The sequence below is a fragment of the Micromonospora sp. H33 genome (genome assembly GCF_052068455.1).
GTDB lineage: Bacteria > Actinomycetota > Actinomycetes > Mycobacteriales > Micromonosporaceae > Micromonospora.
Genome location: NZ_JBQHDE010000004.1, coordinates 1 through 14,162, shown reverse-complemented (window position 1 = coordinate 14,162; position 14,162 = coordinate 1). Strand labels below are relative to the sequence as shown.

17 protein-coding genes and 3 pseudogenes are annotated in these 14,162 nt (G+C 69.4%); 10 read left to right on the top strand and 10 right to left on the bottom strand.

Going from position 1 to position 14,162, the window contains the following annotated elements; genetic code table 11:
* Nucleotides 1-106: 106 nt before the first annotated feature.
* Nucleotides 107-286, bottom strand: a pseudogene (locus tag ACTMS0_RS11815) (IS5 family transposase); the annotation flags it as partial.
* Between the two features lie 44 nt (nucleotides 287-330).
* Here ACTMS0_RS11815 and ACTMS0_RS11810 point away from each other — a divergent pair.
* Nucleotides 331-888, top strand: coding sequence for a dihydrofolate reductase family protein (locus tag ACTMS0_RS11810; protein WP_441155192.1), 558 nt, complete (start codon nucleotides 331-333; stop codon nucleotides 886-888).
* A gap of 272 nt (nucleotides 889-1,160) precedes the next feature.
* Here ACTMS0_RS11810 and ACTMS0_RS11805 read toward each other — a convergent pair whose 3' ends face one another.
* Nucleotides 1,161-1,412 carry a winged helix-turn-helix domain-containing protein gene (locus ACTMS0_RS11805; RefSeq protein WP_441155191.1) on the bottom strand — a complete coding sequence of 84 codons (252 nt, stop codon included), beginning with the start codon at nucleotides 1,410-1,412 and terminating at the stop codon, nucleotides 1,161-1,163.
* A gap of 410 nt (nucleotides 1,413-1,822) precedes the next feature.
* Between ACTMS0_RS11805 and ACTMS0_RS11800 the strand changes: the two genes are divergently transcribed.
* A complete protein-coding gene (locus ACTMS0_RS11800) occupies nucleotides 1,823-2,041 on the top strand; it encodes a flavin reductase (RefSeq protein ID WP_441155190.1) in 219 nt (72 codons plus the stop codon).
* Nucleotides 2,038-2,211, top strand: coding sequence for a hypothetical protein (locus tag ACTMS0_RS11795; protein WP_441155189.1), 174 nt, complete (start codon nucleotides 2,038-2,040; stop codon nucleotides 2,209-2,211). The genes ACTMS0_RS11800 and ACTMS0_RS11795 overlap by 4 nt, the downstream gene beginning before the upstream one ends.
* A gap of 378 nt (nucleotides 2,212-2,589) precedes the next feature.
* On the opposite strand, the gene ACTMS0_RS11790 is transcribed toward ACTMS0_RS11795, so the two are convergent.
* From ACTMS0_RS11790 to ACTMS0_RS11770, 5 genes are all read right to left on the bottom strand, one after another.
* Entirely contained in the window at nucleotides 2,590-3,141 is a 552-nt protein-coding gene (locus ACTMS0_RS11790) for a topology modulation protein (protein WP_441155188.1), read from the bottom strand.
* Between the two features lie 703 nt (nucleotides 3,142-3,844).
* A complete protein-coding gene (locus ACTMS0_RS11785; RefSeq protein WP_441155187.1) occupies nucleotides 3,845-3,991 on the bottom strand; it encodes a hypothetical protein in 147 nt (48 codons plus the stop codon).
* 189 nt (nucleotides 3,992-4,180) lie between these two features.
* Nucleotides 4,181-4,309 (bottom strand): hypothetical protein, encoded by a 129-nt coding sequence (locus ACTMS0_RS11780; RefSeq protein ID WP_441155186.1) that lies wholly within the window; start codon nucleotides 4,307-4,309, stop codon nucleotides 4,181-4,183.
* 121 nt (nucleotides 4,310-4,430) lie between these two features.
* Nucleotides 4,431-5,090, bottom strand: a complete 660-nt coding sequence (locus ACTMS0_RS11775) for a DUF1003 domain-containing protein (protein ID WP_441155185.1) — start codon at nucleotides 5,088-5,090, stop codon at nucleotides 4,431-4,433.
* Between the two features lie 132 nt (nucleotides 5,091-5,222).
* Nucleotides 5,223-6,251: an Acg family FMN-binding oxidoreductase gene (locus ACTMS0_RS11770; RefSeq protein WP_441155565.1), complete on the bottom strand. Its 1,029-nt coding sequence runs from the start codon at nucleotides 6,249-6,251 to the stop codon at nucleotides 5,223-5,225.
* Between the two features lie 1,302 nt (nucleotides 6,252-7,553).
* Between ACTMS0_RS11770 and ACTMS0_RS11765 the strand changes: the two genes are divergently transcribed.
* Nucleotides 7,554-7,952, top strand: coding sequence for a hypothetical protein (locus ACTMS0_RS11765; protein ID WP_441155184.1), 399 nt, complete (start codon nucleotides 7,554-7,556; stop codon nucleotides 7,950-7,952).
* Between the two features lie 218 nt (nucleotides 7,953-8,170).
* Here the strand turns inward: ACTMS0_RS11765 and ACTMS0_RS11760 are convergent.
* The 3 genes and pseudogenes from ACTMS0_RS11760 to ACTMS0_RS11750 form a co-directional block, all read right to left on the bottom strand.
* Nucleotides 8,171-8,990: pseudogene (locus tag ACTMS0_RS11760) on the bottom strand (slipin family protein).
* Nucleotides 8,987-9,544 (bottom strand): DUF5994 family protein, encoded by a 558-nt coding sequence (locus ACTMS0_RS11755; RefSeq protein WP_441155183.1) that lies wholly within the window; start codon nucleotides 9,542-9,544, stop codon nucleotides 8,987-8,989. Before ACTMS0_RS11755 ends, ACTMS0_RS11760 begins: the two are co-directional and overlap by 4 nt.
* A gap of 35 nt (nucleotides 9,545-9,579) precedes the next feature.
* Nucleotides 9,580-9,873 (bottom strand): lipopolysaccharide assembly protein LapA domain-containing protein, encoded by a 294-nt coding sequence (locus tag ACTMS0_RS11750; protein WP_441155182.1) that lies wholly within the window; start codon nucleotides 9,871-9,873, stop codon nucleotides 9,580-9,582.
* Nucleotides 9,874-10,547: 674 nt separating this feature from the next.
* Between ACTMS0_RS11750 and ACTMS0_RS11745 the strand changes: the two genes are divergently transcribed.
* From ACTMS0_RS11745 to ACTMS0_RS11720, 6 genes and pseudogenes are all read left to right on the top strand, one after another.
* On the top strand, nucleotides 10,548-11,279 hold the full coding sequence (locus ACTMS0_RS11745; RefSeq protein WP_441155181.1) for a GAF and ANTAR domain-containing protein: 732 nt from the start codon (nucleotides 10,548-10,550) through the stop codon (nucleotides 11,277-11,279).
* 130 nt (nucleotides 11,280-11,409) lie between these two features.
* Nucleotides 11,410-12,102, top strand: a complete 693-nt coding sequence (locus ACTMS0_RS11740) for a GAF and ANTAR domain-containing protein (protein ID WP_441155180.1) — start codon at nucleotides 11,410-11,412, stop codon at nucleotides 12,100-12,102.
* 167 nt (nucleotides 12,103-12,269) lie between these two features.
* Nucleotides 12,270-13,070, top strand: coding sequence for a SigB/SigF/SigG family RNA polymerase sigma factor (locus ACTMS0_RS11735; protein WP_441155179.1), 801 nt, complete (start codon nucleotides 12,270-12,272; stop codon nucleotides 13,068-13,070).
* A gap of 297 nt (nucleotides 13,071-13,367) precedes the next feature.
* The gene (locus ACTMS0_RS11730; RefSeq protein WP_441155178.1) at nucleotides 13,368-13,664 is read left to right on the top strand and encodes a hypothetical protein; all 297 of its coding nucleotides are present in this window, start codon (nucleotides 13,368-13,370) and stop codon (nucleotides 13,662-13,664) included.
* Between the two features lie 21 nt (nucleotides 13,665-13,685).
* Entirely contained in the window at nucleotides 13,686-14,060 is a 375-nt protein-coding gene (locus ACTMS0_RS11725) for a DUF5994 family protein (protein ID WP_441155177.1), read from the top strand.
* A pseudogene (locus ACTMS0_RS11720) lies at nucleotides 14,053-14,162 on the top strand (inorganic diphosphatase); the annotation flags it as partial. The gene ACTMS0_RS11725 and the pseudogene ACTMS0_RS11720, both read left to right, overlap by 8 nt.

The window sequence follows — 14,162 nt, the reverse complement described above, 5'->3', positions numbered from 1 at the left end:
GGTGGCGACCTGGTGGTGACGACGGACGTAGTCCGCTGCGGCGGCGATCACCCCACTCGCCCCCCAGCCGCGGGCTTGATCTGTGGCGAAGTATTGCTCGATGGCTCTAGGCCGTGTTTCGTAAGGCGCGCAGCCATTGGTTGATGGCGGCGATGGTGAGGGTGGCTTCGTAGCGGACGGCGAGTTTGTCGTACCTGGTGGCCATGGCGCGGTGCTGTTTGAGCTGGTTGATGCCGCACTCGACAGCGTGCCGCTGCCGGTAGACAACGGGATCAAATGCCGGTGGGGCTGCACTCTACCGACCTAGAAGTGGCGTTAGACTCGCCGGCCATGGGACTCCTCACCTTCAGCCTCAACCTCACCCTGGACGGTTGCGTCGACCACCAGGAGGGGATCGCCGACGACGAGACGCACGCTTTCTTCACCCGTCTCATGGACGAGGGCGGGGCAATGCTGTGGGGTCGCGTCACCTACGAGATGATGGAGAGCTACTGGCCGGCCGTCGCCCGCGGCGACGAGGAGGCGCCGCCGGCCATGCGCGAGTGGGCGGTCAAGCTGGGGGCCAAGCCCAAGTACGTGGTGTCGTCGACGCGCAAGGACTTCGCGTGGACCAACAGCCACCACATCGCCGGCGATCTGCGCGAGGGTGTGCAGAAGCTCAAGGACGCGACCCCGGCCGGGGTCCTCCTCGGAAGCGGCAAGCTCGCGACCGAGCTCGACCGGCTGGACGTGATCGACGAGTACAAGCTGCTCGTCCATCCCAGGATCGCCGGCCACGGCCCGACGCTGTACCAGGGCGGGCTGCCCGGCACGCGCCAGCTCGAGCTGCTCTCGGCGAAGCCGCTCCGCAACGGCGCGGTGGCCATGCACTACCGCCGCGCGCGCTGAATCACAGGAGTCCATCGCCGCCAGCTCACCGGCAGCGCGGCGTCCTCCTCGCGCTCGCCAGGCCGTCATCAGGTCGTCGGAGGTCGACCACTCTGAAGGCAGCAAGAAGGCAGCGAACGCGTTGCCTGCCGTCGACAAGTCGCGACCGCAGGCGGGGTCGCAGCCGAACTGATAGGCGCGGGATGACAACCGATGACAGCAGACGATGCACCGCAACCGCGTTCACACCGAAGCGCTTTCATGGCACTGACCTGATTCAGGCCGCTGAGTACCTACTCGGCGACGAAGACGCCGACGCCGGGCAGCGTCTCGGTCATGCCCTTGATCCGTAGCACCTGCATGGCGCGGTCGATCACCGGCTCGGTGACCCCGTAGTGCTCGATCAACTCTCGCCGGCTGGGCAGTTTAGAGCCGCGTGGGAACTCTCCGGACGCGATGCGTTCGGCGAGGTCGTCGGCGATCTGCTCGTAGCGGTAACGCGGTGGCACGGTGTTTCTCCTCGGTTGGCAACACGAGTAGACCACCTACGTCAGCCCTTGACTACCCAACGGTACCTGTGGGAGGTTTCCGAGGAGGTCGATTCCCTCGGTTGGCGCTGTCGGACCCGTCCTCGCCGGCGTGGATGTCCGGCGCATCCCCCGCGTTCGGGCATCCACGCCCCGGATAGAGCTGCCCACGAAGGTGGAGCCGGTGTTCCCTTCGTCTTGGCCGGTACGGCGGTTCCTGGGCCAGGCGAGAGCAGCGAGCCGATGAAGCGCGTCTCCTACGACGCGTACGTCCTGGCCGTGGCGCTGACCCTTGCGCGCCGTCACCGGCCCGTCTGGTCCTGGCGGCACTGGCGGCGCATCTGCCGCTGTGGAGGCGACCTGCCGTGCAGAAGTCGTCATCGCATCCCAATCAACCGCGGGCACTGGCCCGGCCAGGAGAGCCCGAGATGACGACCCACCTCCCGGTGACGCCGGCCTGGACGTGCGGCGGCTGCGGCGCCGACTGGCCGTGCCAAACTCGCCGCCGGGAACTGCTTGCCGAGTACGACCACGCCCCGGTCTCCCTCGCTCTCTACCTGGCTGCCCGCCTCGTCGATGCCGCCGAGGACTTGGCCCACGTCCCCGCCGGCCATCTGCACTACCGCTTCCTCGGCTGGACGCGATGAGCATCCTGCGGCCCGGTGACGAGAAGTTCCACTACAGCGACGGCTCCCACAGGTGGATCCCGCCCGACCCGGACTACGACCAGGAGGTCTGGGACGAGCAGGTCCGCCAGCACAAGCAAGGCCACCTGAGACACGAGCGCCCGAAGGTGCGAATCCAGCGTCTCGTCTGATGCCAGCAGTACCGCAGCGAAGTACAGCAACCGTGTCAGCCGAACCGGACCGAAAAGACCCCCAGCAGGCCGGATGACCTCGGGAAACACTCGATCCAACCGGCCCGCCCAGAGTTCACACCGAAGAGGTCACTGGTTCGATCCCAGTATCGCCCACCATAAATATTTGCAGGTAGCGAGCCCGTCGCCGGAACCACCGGTAACGGGCTTTCGCGTTGTTGCCCCTTAAATTGGGAGCAGATTGGGAGCAGGGCGCAACCGGCTCGCGCTCCTCACCCGGGGGAGGCTGAGCACATCCGTGGCGGCCCCAACGATCCGTCGATCCCCAAGGAGAGCCGTTGCGCAGTTGCGTCGGTTCCTGGGCGGGGCGCGGTTTGATCATCGGCCGGGCGGCTGCTGTGTCGACTGCCGACTCGTCCGCGGCGGCTCGTCTCGCAGTCGGTTGATGAAGAGGTTGACTTGCCGGCGGCTGGTGAGCGTGATCAGCCGGGCATCGGGTCCGTGTTCGCGGACGAGGCGCTGCACCCGGGGTCGCATCCGGCGCCGATAGCTGAGGATGTAGCGGATGAAGCTCCAGGTGAGTCGGTCGTAGACGCCGTCGGCGGAGTGCTGGCCGCCTCGGTATCGCCAGCGTCGTTGGGCGATGCCCCAGAGGCAGGTTGGCGTCGGCAGGTCCAGGAAGATCACGGTGTCGGCCGCGACGAGCCGGATGGGGAGGGTGCTGGCGTAATTGCCTTCGATGATCCACCGCTTGGCCCCAACCAGCTGTCGTTGCTGCTGGGCGAACTGGTCCTGCGGCAGTGGGTCCCACTGCTTGTCGTAGTAGATGGCGTCGAGGTGGATCAGTGGTGCATTGAGGACCCGGGCGAGATGCCGGGCGACGGTTGACTTGCCGCTGCCGCCGCAGCCGATGATGGCGATCCTGTCCATGACCCTCCAGTTGTTGGTGTCTGGGGCGAGTTCTCCAGATGTCTAGGCGACAGAGTGTGGCTTAGCCCCTTCTGTCTGGGTGGCTCGCGATGAGTGGCCGACGTCCACTGCGACCCGGAGCGAGCCGGCTCGGAGAGACCTAAGGATCGGCACGACGGGCGGTCGCTGGCCCCGCAGGGCCAACCCGACGCAACGGCGATCACCAGGTCACGTCCCCAATGATCCAGCCACTCCAGCCGTCGGCACCGGACACCTCATCGTCCCCACGACACGTCCTGCTTGGGCGTCGCTGCGGGAGCGCCTCGGACTACGGATCAGAAGGTTAGGGGTTCGAGTCCCTTCGGGCGCGCCACTCTGAGCAGGCAAAATGCCCCTCCGTCCATCGACGGAGGGGCATTTTTTTTCGCGCGCCCATGGGCGCGCGCCCGCCACCGACACTGCTTTCCCGTTACGGAGAGTCGCCTCCATGGCACCGTTCCTGCAGCATGCGGGAGTGGTCGGGTCGCGACGGCGACCCCGTTGGCCTTGGGAAGCTCGCCTTCCAGATGCTCCACCCGCGCACGGAGCCGGGCCAGTTCCGTGTCCCGGAGGCCCCGCGGGCCGGGACCAGGGCGGCCGCGCGCCCTGGTCCCGCTGCTGACGTCACTGGCGAGGCCGACGACGTGTCACGGTGGCTCTGGCTATCTGACGGGCTCGCCGGGAGTCACCCGCGTCGCCGGAGTCGTTGCGCAAGCTGCCGCAGCCGCCGCTGGTTGTCGGGCTTGTTGAGCTGGTCACGCGCCTGGCCGGTGAGCCGTTGTCCTTGCGGATTCTGCAGGAATGTGCGGATGCGGTCGACCATGGTTGCCATGCGGGTTTCCTTCCTATCGTGGATCTTCGTGCCGGCGGCGGGGCCTTCGCCGGAGTCGGGTGAGGGCGGGGATGGCGGTCGTATGCGTCCTGTGGCGTCCTTCCCGCCCCTCGCCTGTGGAACCCGGCGACCGGCTGGGGCTGAGGGGTGCGGTGGTCCAAGGGCGTCGGGTGCTGTGCGGGCCGCGGCTCAGTGGCGTTGGCGGGACAGGCGGCGCAGGTGGGTGATGCGGGTGGCGCCGACCACCATGGTCAGGATGAAGGTGACGGCGGCTGCGCAGAGACTGATCCAGGCGGCGCTGGCCAGGGTAGGGGGCACCGGCCTGGTGGGGCCTGCTGCGGCCCGCGGCGGCGCTGTGGTGGCCGGGTCTGCCGGTGCGCTTCGGGTGCGATTGACGGACATGACATCCCCTTGGGGTAGGGCCGGTGTGGCTGGCACCTCAGGAGTGGGATGTCGTCGGTTCCGGATAACTCGATCGTACGCTTGTTCGGCCTGGCGCGCTTGGTGCTCTTGGGGGTCGTTGCGTTTCCTCATCGGCGGCCGCGCCGAGCGTGGGTGCGCTGCAGCCAACCGGTTCCATGCGCAGACGGGAGCCTGCAGTGGCGTTCGGTGAACGTTGGCCGATCGCATGTCCACGATGACCGGCAGGCCGGTCGCCATACCTCCGCTGCCCGCGGCGCAGGCGGGCGCCGCTATCTCCGCCTGCGCTTGGCTTGTGGGGTTCAGGTCCGTGACACGACCCACCAGACACACCCCGTGCGCTTCCCGGCGAGGGGTCAAGGGTGCGCAGGGCGTGCCCGACCGCCTCGTGCCCCCGGACATGCCGCATCACAAGTCGCGCGCGAGCGCGGTGAGCATCGTGGACGACCGGTTCGGCGTGGCGTACGCAGTCGCAGTCTGCGCTGTGGGTGTCGCGGTGCCAGGCGATGGGGTACTGCAGGACGAGCTGGTTGACCTGGTAGTCGCGCTCGGCCTTGACCCGGTCGGTGTCGGCCTGGCGGTTCTGGCTGAGCAGGATCAGTGGGGCGGCGTAGGCGGCCTGGGTGGAGAAGAGCAGGTTGAGCAGGATGAACGGGTAGGGATCCCAGCGGTACAGCACGGCGACGACGTTGATGGCTATCCAGAACGCGACGACAGCGGTCTGGACGATGGGAACCGCCAGGACCCGAACACCGAGGTGACCGAGTCGGCCAGGCGTTGTCCGGACGTGCGGTGATCGTGCCGGTACTGGTTAGCGGGGTGTCGGTGGTGATGCGGGGTCATGTCGGCCGCCACCCTTCGGGCCGGAGGGCCTGTCGTCTTCAGCCGGGCCGGGACGAGATGCCTTCGGCGGCGGCCGGTCGATGCGCTGCTGGGCGGGCAGTCGCGGCGCGTTCGGCGGCCCGGCGGCGTCGGTGTCGAGCATCCCCAGACGCATAACCAGGTACGGATGACCGAGGTCGGCCACCAGCCGCCGCACCGACTGGCGGGTGCCGGCCACCTCGACGGCGGCGCTGAGCGGCAGGACGGACACCCCGAGCTCGACCGCGGTGAGCCAGGCCGACGACAGGGCTTCACCCGCGCGCACCCAGTCCACTGGCTGGTCATTGGGACCGTAGAGCACCCCGTACCCGGCATTGCGGTCGTGCCCGGTGCTCACCGGTAGGTCGCCGTGGTGGCCGAAGTCGCGGCCGGGCACGGTCGTCTGCGGAGCACGGAGGGGGATCGCGTCGTCGGGAACACCGACGCCACCTGGTCGGGTGCCACCGGTCCAGTACGCCAGCTCCGCCCGCCACGCCGGATCGGCGGTCTCCGTCTGTTGGGCGTGACTGGCTGCGGCGGCGAGGCCCAGCACCTGGTCCGGTCGCAGGATGTGCAGCCACGCTCCTTCGGCCTGCACCGCGGCGGTGATGGCGCGCAGGTCGTCGGGTCCGACCGCCGGGCCGGTGACGGGACGGCGATCGGTGTGGCGCAGCCGCATGGTGTGCGTACGGCGGACCGCCCGCAGTTCGACTGGCGCCCGCCCGACGACGCGTAGCTGCGCGAGATGGTCGGGGTCGGTCGGATCCGGCATCCGGGTCACGATGGCGCGCCAGCCCTGGGCCGCCAGGGCGATCCGGGCGTGCTGCAGGGCGGCCCCGCAGCTCAGCGTTGCGAGCCGACTGTCAGGGTCCGTGACGGCGAGCGCCCGGGCGCGGTCGGCGAAGAGGTCCAACCGGGTCCCGCCCACCCTCCACCGCCATGGCTGAGTGTTGTGGATCGACGGCGCGTATCCCGCCACGGTTGCTGCTCCGACCAGCGCCTGGATCACGGCCCGAGCGTCGGTTGGTTGAGTCTGCGTCGGCACGACAGCATCCCTTCGTGGATCTCTATGTCGTCTGGCGATGCCGGTCACGCACCTCGCTCGGCTCATGACGGGCGCGGCCCGAGGCCCAGCGGTTGGCGGCATCGGTTCATCGCGCCCGACGCGACCGGCGAGGCCGGCGGCAGGAGTGGTCCGCGAGGTAGCGCCGCGATTGCTTCCCAGAACGGGGATCGGGCCGTCATCGGGGCCTCAACCAGGGCGCGTGCACCAGCGGTGGACTGTCAGCCACCGGGGTCCCGAGCGACACCCGCAGCCTACGCTCCCACACCGCTGGCGGCGATGATCGGATCGAACCCGCTTCCCCACCAGCCCGGCTGATTCGCCCCGGTCAGCGCGAAGCCTTTCCCGCTGACTGCGCGTATGGTGAGGGTGTCGCTCGGGCCCCCGGTGGCTGACCGCCCGTCGCCGTCGATCCGCCCACGAGCCGACCAGATCACGTTGCTGTCGCACTGCGCTGCGCGGGGCCGGCCGACCGGTTGTGGCACCGATTCGCCGGCCCGACCACGTGACCGACCCACGGCCGTTCCCGTCGTGGGACTGCTCGATGAGCATCGAAGGAATGTGAGCGCGATGGCCTACATCGCCAAGGACCACAACAGCACCGTACGCACTACCGTGCCGAGCGCCGGCCTGGCACCGCTGGTGCCGGACGTTGCCGGGCACCAGCCCGCGCGGCCGGCTATGCCCTGACCGGCGGGCGGCGCGATTTCACATCCAGGAGTGCCACCGTACCCAGTCGTTTCGAGGTTCTCGTCGCCGCTGGGTACGGCGACCGGGCCCGCGCCGTGCTGAAGGGCGCGGCGCGCTGACCCGGCCGTGGCCGCGGCCCCACCGGAGAGCCACAGGTGGGGCCGCGCGGGGTCTCGAGCACCACGCTGGGCGCAGCAGCGCCAGCGTGTAGCAGGTGTCGGCCACCCCCTGCCGGGTGCGGATTTGTGGTGGCGCCGGGTCAGCGAGCCAGGTGGATGAACCTGGGTGGCGATGGGGGAGGGAGCGGTGGCGTCGACATGATCGCCACGGCCTTGCTGGAAGCCCCAGGCGTCCGCACGGGCTGCTCCCCGCCGAGCCGCCGACCGCGAATTGTGGACGCCCGATGCGCTCCGTGATCTGACCGGTGGCGTAGGGTGAGAGACGCAGTAGCCGCCCTGGTCCCTGGTGGTGCCCTGACCGCAGGCACACCACCAGGAGCATCGGATGCCTGTTCCGTCTAGCTACGTCGTGCCAGGCCCTGAGTCCATCAATGATCTCGTCAAGCGGATCGCCGACCGCGACCAGGCCGCTTTCCGCCGTTTCTACTGTCGTCTGGTCCGTGCCGTCTTCACGCAGGTGTGTGGGAGCCTCGGCAGCCCGGCGCTCGCCGTGGCGGTGACCCGAGCGGTTTTCGTCGAGGTGTGGCGGCTCGCGCCGATGTCCGGCTCCCGCCAGCTCGACGGCATCGCCTGGGTGACCGCCATCGCCGCTCGCCGGGCCGCTGACCGGCGCCGCGAGATCAACGGCCCTACGCCGGCCCTCGGCGCCGCCTATGACGATCTCCTCGGTCGCGAGCTCGCCGTCGCGCTGGGCGCCGAACCGCCGGCACAGCTCGGACTTCCTTCCGCACACCGACTGACTTACTGATTGCCTGCATGCCGCTTACTGACTCGCGGCTGGCTGTCAGCCGTTGTGGCCGCATATCCGATCCTGGGGTTGGCGAGCACCCGGGTCGTAGCCGATTCCACCAGCGCCGGCCCGGTGACTGGCGGGTCACCGGGCCGGCGCCGCGTCCGGTCAGCCCACCGAGATCGGTGCGGCCTCGGGTTCGGGCTCGCTGGTCACGCGTCGCAGGTCCGGCATCGTCACGGTTTCCGGGGCCCGGGGGCGGCTCGCGACGGCCGGCGCCGGCGCGCTCGCGACGGGCGTGAGGCGATCCAGGAGGCGACGGGGAACGGCATGACGAGGGTGCTGTTCTTCTCGGCGGCGACCTCCACGACTGTCTGCAGCAGTCGCAGTTGCAGGGCGGCGGGGTCGGCGGCCATGGTGGTGGCGGCCTGGGCGAGTTTGGTGGCGGCCTGGTGTTCGCCGTCCGCGGCGATGACCCGGGCGCGGCGTTCGCGTTCGGCCTCCGCCTGGCGGGACATGGACCGCTGTATGGATTCGGGCAATGCGACGTCCTTGACCTCGACACGTTCGACCTTCACACCCCACGGTCCTTCCGTGGGTGTGTCGATGATGCTGGTGAGTTCGGAGTTGAGCTTGTCCCGGTCGGACAGCAGTTCGTCGAGGTCGGCGCGGCCGATCACCGCGCGTAGCGAGGTCTGGGCAACCTGGGAGACGGCGTAGAGGTAGTTCTGCACGTTCACCAGAGCCTTTGACGGGGTCGACGACGCGGAAGTAGACGACCGCGTCGACGCGTACGGAGACGTTGTCGCGGGTGATGCCGTCCTGGGCGGGAACGCTGAGGGTGGTGATCTGCCGGCTGACTTTCACCAGCCGGTCGACGCCGGGGACGATGAGGGTCAGCCCCGGGCCGCGGCTGCCCTCCTGCACCCGTCCGAAGCGGAAGACCACGCCGCGTTCGTACTGCTAGACGACGCGCACCGCGCGTGCGGCGGTGATGAGGGCGATGATGTAGATCGCCACGATCGCGATCACGATGGCTGTCTGTAGAGCGTTCATGCGGGTACTCCAGTGCGAGGATGGGTGGGGGACTGGGTGTGGCTTCGGTGGATTCCGCCCGACGCGGGGCTGCCGCCCTCGTTGTCCCACACCGCGTACGCGTCGGAGCCGGTTGCCGTGGTCGCGCCCTGCGGGGTCGGTCCGGCGGCGAGGATGTCGGGTGCATGCCTGATGTTGGTCGGGTCGGCGGCGGTGGCCATGGCCCGTTCGGCTGTCGCGGGTGTCGTGGCGGGTGGCACGACGAGCAGGTCGAGTTGGTCGTCGCGGCCGGTGGTGGCGATCAGCAGGGCGGGGTCGAGGGTGTCGAACCAGCCGATCCGGACCACGTCCGGCCCGACGGCCAACCGGCGGAACCGGCTGTACCAGGTGTGGATGTTGAGCATGATGTGCCGGATCCGGCCATGTCGTTCGGCGAGGGCGAGGACGAGGCCGGGTAGTTCGGCCACCGGGTCCCAGGAACGTGGCCACCACCCGCCGTCCAGGACCGCCTGCCCCCGAGTGGGGGCGAGGGACAGTCGGGGTTGGATCATCGTGGTGCGTTGTGTGGTGTGCATGGCTCACCTGTCCTCAAGATGTGTGTGCGGCGATGTCACGCGGGCGGTGCCGGTCGCCGTCGGGAAGGGCGGACGGGCATGGATCCGGCGCCGGGATGTCCGGCGGGACGGCGGTGGAGCATCCGGAGTTGCAGGATGCGGGCGGTGCCGGGGAGGGCGACGAGCAGGATCCCGAAGACCGCGGCCAGCAGCAGGGCAACGCCCATCGGGAGGTGTCCGTGCGCGCCGAGGAACGACACCTCGGTGCGCTGGCCGTTCTGCAGTACGAAGATCAGGAGCAGCAGGAGCACGAACGCGAACACCACGGCGGCGACCCAGATGCCGCCCATCCGCGAGCGTGCCGCCGCCGGTCGGTCCGGCGTGGGCTAGGAAGCGGTGTCGATGCCGTCGTGGCCGTTAATCGGGGGAGCCGAGTGAGGATTGTTCTGCCGTGCGGTCATCACGAACCGCCGCCTTCCAACAACAGATGACATGCCTGAATGCCGTGGGGAGCCAGCGCAGGCATGGGGCGATGGCGGGCGTGTGACGCGACGTCCCGGTCCGGAACGCCGGTGTGACGGGACGGGCCGGGCCCAGGGGGCGCACGAGGGGGCTGGCGACGTGACCGGTTGATGTCGTGCGTCGGGCGGCCAACGAGGTGACCTCGATCGGTGGGGGGCGTCCGCCAGCGGCGAACTGTTCAGCCACCGGGGTCCCGAGCGACAACCATCATCGTACGCCTCCGCGCGACCTGCCGGCGATCGTGGCCGCCACCGCCATCTCGGTCCACGTCGACGGGCGCCAGACCGCGCCGGGGGCGCCGCTCAGGAGTACGGTGTGAGCGTCGCCCGGGATCCCGGTGGCCGCAGGGCAGATGTCCGCTGAGGACGATCAGGTCGGAGCCAGCTGTGGACGAGCGAACCAGCGCGACGCGTCTCCGCTTCAGAGTTGTCTCCCCGGTGAGCGCGCGGCGGCTGCTCGGCTCGAATCGCGATAGCGGGACCGCCGCGCGTACGGCCGATCGATGAACTCCGCACGCAGGACCCGGCTGTGGACCCTGGTCGTCGACGTGGCCCGCGGCGGGACGGTCGCGGTCGACCACGTCTGCGCCGCGTCGGTCTCGGCAACTGGCGTCGACTCCGCGGCCGTCGCCGTGACGCTGCGCGCCACCCCACGGGAAGTGCTGTGTGCCAGTGACCGGACCGCGTCGGCACTGGAGGAGCTGACCTTCACCCTCGGTGAGGGTCCGTGCGTGGACGCCAGCTCCGGTGGTCCCGATCTGGTCGCCGATCTGGCGGCGCCGGAGTGTCTGGCCCGCTGGCCGGTGTTCGCCCCGGCGGCGGTGCTTGCCGGGGTCCACGCGGTGTTCGCGCTGCCGCTCCAGGTCGGCGGAATCCGTCTCGGCGTGCTGGACCTCTACCGTGCGCGGTCCGGCGGCCTCGACGGCGAGCAGTTGGCCGACGCGCTGGTGTTGGCTGACACGGCCTGCGCCGTGCTGCTGGACGGCGGGTGGCGCCACCGGTCGGCCCAGGACGAGGGTCGGCCGGAGCATGCCGGTCTGCAGCATCCCGAGGTGCACCAGGCCACCGGGATGGTCACGGTCCAGTTGGGGGTGACCGCAGCGGTGGCCCTCATCCGGTTACGCGCCTTCGCCTTCTCCCACGACCGGCGACTGCGGGATGTGGCAAGTGACGTGGTTGCCCGCCGGCTGCGATTCGACTCCATCGACGACGCACGGGATGGCGGGTCCGGGTGAGAGCCGGACCCGGTCGTCGCGAGGCGGCGGAGCGGACCACGGCCCCGTACCGCCGGAGAGCCGGCGGGACTATCGTATGACGAGGGTGAGTGACATGGCCGAGGGCCAACTGTCCGACGTGTTTGTGGAGATGGCCGACACGCTCGTCGACGATTTCGACGTGCTCGAGTTCCTGCACGTGCTGACCGAACGATGTGTCGAGCTGCTGGGTATCTCGGCGGCCGGGCTGCTGCTGACCGACCAGCAGGACACCCTGCAGGTGGTGGCCGCCTCCTCCGAACGCACGAGGCTGCTGGAGCTGTTTCAGCTGCAGACCGACCAGGGTCCGTGTTTGGACTGCTTCCGCACCGGCCAACCGGTGTCGGTGGTCGACCTGCCCGCCGCCGGCCGGTGGCCCCGGTTCACCGCCGCCGCGGCCGAAGTCGGGTTCGCCGCGGTACACGCCCTGCCCATGCGCTTGCGCTCCGAGGTGATCGGCGCGCTGAACCTCTTCGACACCCACCCGGGCGCCCTCGACGAAGGCAAGCTCCGCGTCGGCCAGGCCCTGGCCGACGTGGCCACCATCGGACTGCTCCAGCAACGCGCCATCCACCGTCGCGACATCCTCACCGAGCAGCTGCAGACCGCACTGAACAGCCGGGTCCTGATCGAGCAGGCCAAGGGTGTCATCGCCGAGCGCCTCCAGATGGACGTCGGTGAGGCATTCGCGTTGTTACGCAACGGCGCGCGCAGCCACAACCGGCGACTGTCCGATCTGGCTCGGGCGATCGTCGACGGTTCCGAGCAGCTCACACCGTGGGCGGCAGCCAGACAACCCGGTTGACCGCCGGCTCAGGCCGATGCGGATGGACCGCCTTCTGCCGGTGATCCGGTCCCGCCGGACGAATTCCGCGGTGCTCAGCGGGGCGATAGGGCGTACGGTGATGGTGTCGCCCGGGCCCCCGGTGGCCGTCAGTCTCGCCGCCGCCAGCCCGTGAGGGGCGTTCAACAATGGTCATCCCCAGCACGACCGCGAGCACAATTTCCCGTTTCCCGCCGCCGAGTGAGCTGTCGGCGACCCGCGAACAGCTGTTGCGTCGACTTGCCGCTCTGACCTGCGGCCATCCCGATCGCGCGAGGCTCCGGGCCCGGATCATCGAGGCTGACCTGCCGATGGCCGGCCGACTGGCCCGCCGATATGCCGGACGCGGCGAGCCTTACGACGACCTGGCGCAGGTCGCGGCTCTCGCCTTGGTCAAGGCCGTCGACGGTTTCGACGTGAGCAGAGGAGTACCGTTCTCCTGCTACGCGGTCCCCACGATTCTCGGCGCCCTCCGCAGGCACTTCCGCGACACGGCGTGGGCGATGCGGGTCCCGCGCCGAGCCCAGGAGCTGAACAGCATGGTGCGAGCCGCCACGGGGGAGCTCACGCAGCGGCAGCGCCACCACCCCACCACCGCGCAACTCGCCGACCACCTGGAAGTGAGCGTCGACGAGGTCCTGGCCGCCCTCACCGCATCGCAGGCCTACCGCCTGGCATCCCTCAACGCGCCCCACCTCGGTGCCGACGACATCGAGACCATCGAACTCATCGGCGCCGTCGATCCTGGCTACGCGGGCGTGGACGATCACCTGACACTACTGCCGTTACTCGCCGTCCTTCCCCTGCGTGAGCGTCGGATTCTCACCATGTGGTTCTACCGCCACATGACCCAGGCGCGGATCGCCACCGAAGTCGGAATATCGCAGATGCACGTGTCCCGGCTGCTGAAGCGTTCCCTGGCCCAGCTCAGGGCCGACCTGCCCAGCTGACGGGCCGCCGTCCCGGTCGCATCCGGTCGCCCGGAGGAGGGCATCAAACGATCACGAGAGGACCTCGATGGCAGTTGGTCCGTCCGTCACGACTGAGTCCTCCGTCATCCGCACAGGGGGATCCATCCCGGTGCGGCTGGGCGTACGGGTGAAGCGGGCCGTCGAACTGCGCGCGGGTCGGCTGAGGATATTCCTGCTGGTGACCGTCGTGCTCCTGCCGTTGCTGTTGACAACACTGTTAGGTGGCCGCTGACCAGGTACTGACCAGCTACCGCAGCGACCCGGTCAGGAAGCGGGGTGGCCAGCCTGTTCCATCTGCAGGCGTGTTTGCCCGAATCGGCAGGTCCGACATATCGGACGTACGTGCACTTCTTCGGCGCGCAGGGGCAACTGCCGATGGGAGTCGCGCTGCTGCTCGCTGCGGTGTTCGGCGTGCTCCTGGTGACCATCCAAGCCACCATGCGGCGCATCATCCAGCTGCGGCTGCTGACCCGCAGGCACGGCACCCCGTACACCACCGCCACCATCACCCGTCCAGACCCCACCGCCGACACCGACCCGGGCGCCAACGCACCGGAGGGACGGAACTCATGATCCGCTCTGCGCGCGGACCGCATGACGTGGGTCTGCACCCGTGAACCGCCAACAGCACGCCTGCGGCTGACCGACTCCCCGTCCAGCCGTGCGATCCTCGACGGCGGTTGGTGGCCGACCTCACGCGACCCAGTCGTCGAACTGAGCGGCCTGGTCACCGCGCTCACCGCCCAGCGCGGCGGCGTGATCGAACGGATCATGCTGCAGCCGGCGGCCTGGGACAGGCATCCATGCCGGATCGGCGTCGGCGGCACCACGGTACGGGTGGGCTGGTTCACCACCCTCGGGGCCGCGCTGGTAATCGTCACAGGCCCACGGGATCTGCGGATCGACCTGGCCGTGATACCGCCGAAGACTGCCTACGCTGTGGCGACGGCCGCCATGCTGGCCCCTTGACGCGCTGGTACTGGTACAGGAACCGACCTTTCCCGGCTGCCTCATCCGATGCCGGGCCATCGGCATGTTCCGTATGCGGGACGAGAAGGGGCCCGACCCGAA

Coding starts and splice junctions, on each gene's coding strand:
- ACTMS0_RS11810 (WP_441155192.1), top strand. CDS start 331: ATGGGACTCCTCACCTTCAGCCTCAACCTCACCCTGGACGGTTGCGTC.
- ACTMS0_RS11800 (WP_441155190.1), top strand. CDS start 1,823: ATGACGACCCACCTCCCGGTGACGCCGGCCTGGACGTGCGGCGGCTGC.
- ACTMS0_RS11795 (WP_441155189.1), top strand. CDS start 2,038: ATGAGCATCCTGCGGCCCGGTGACGAGAAGTTCCACTACAGCGACGGC.
- ACTMS0_RS11790 (WP_441155188.1), bottom strand. CDS start 3,141: ATGGACAGGATCGCCATCATCGGCTGCGGCGGCAGCGGCAAGTCAACC.
- ACTMS0_RS11785 (WP_441155187.1), bottom strand. CDS start 3,991: ATGGCAACCATGGTCGACCGCATCCGCACATTCCTGCAGAATCCGCAA.
- ACTMS0_RS11755 (WP_441155183.1), bottom strand. CDS start 9,544: ATGCACACCACACAACGCACCACGATGATCCAACCCCGACTGTCCCTC.
- ACTMS0_RS11750 (WP_441155182.1), bottom strand. CDS start 9,873: ATGGGCGGCATCTGGGTCGCCGCCGTGGTGTTCGCGTTCGTGCTCCTG.
- ACTMS0_RS11745 (WP_441155181.1), top strand. CDS start 10,548: ATGAACTCCGCACGCAGGACCCGGCTGTGGACCCTGGTCGTCGACGTG.
- ACTMS0_RS11740 (WP_441155180.1), top strand. CDS start 11,410: ATGGCCGACACGCTCGTCGACGATTTCGACGTGCTCGAGTTCCTGCAC.
- ACTMS0_RS11735 (WP_441155179.1), top strand. CDS start 12,270: ATGGTCATCCCCAGCACGACCGCGAGCACAATTTCCCGTTTCCCGCCG.
- ACTMS0_RS11725 (WP_441155177.1), top strand. CDS start 13,686: ATGACGTGGGTCTGCACCCGTGAACCGCCAACAGCACGCCTGCGGCTG.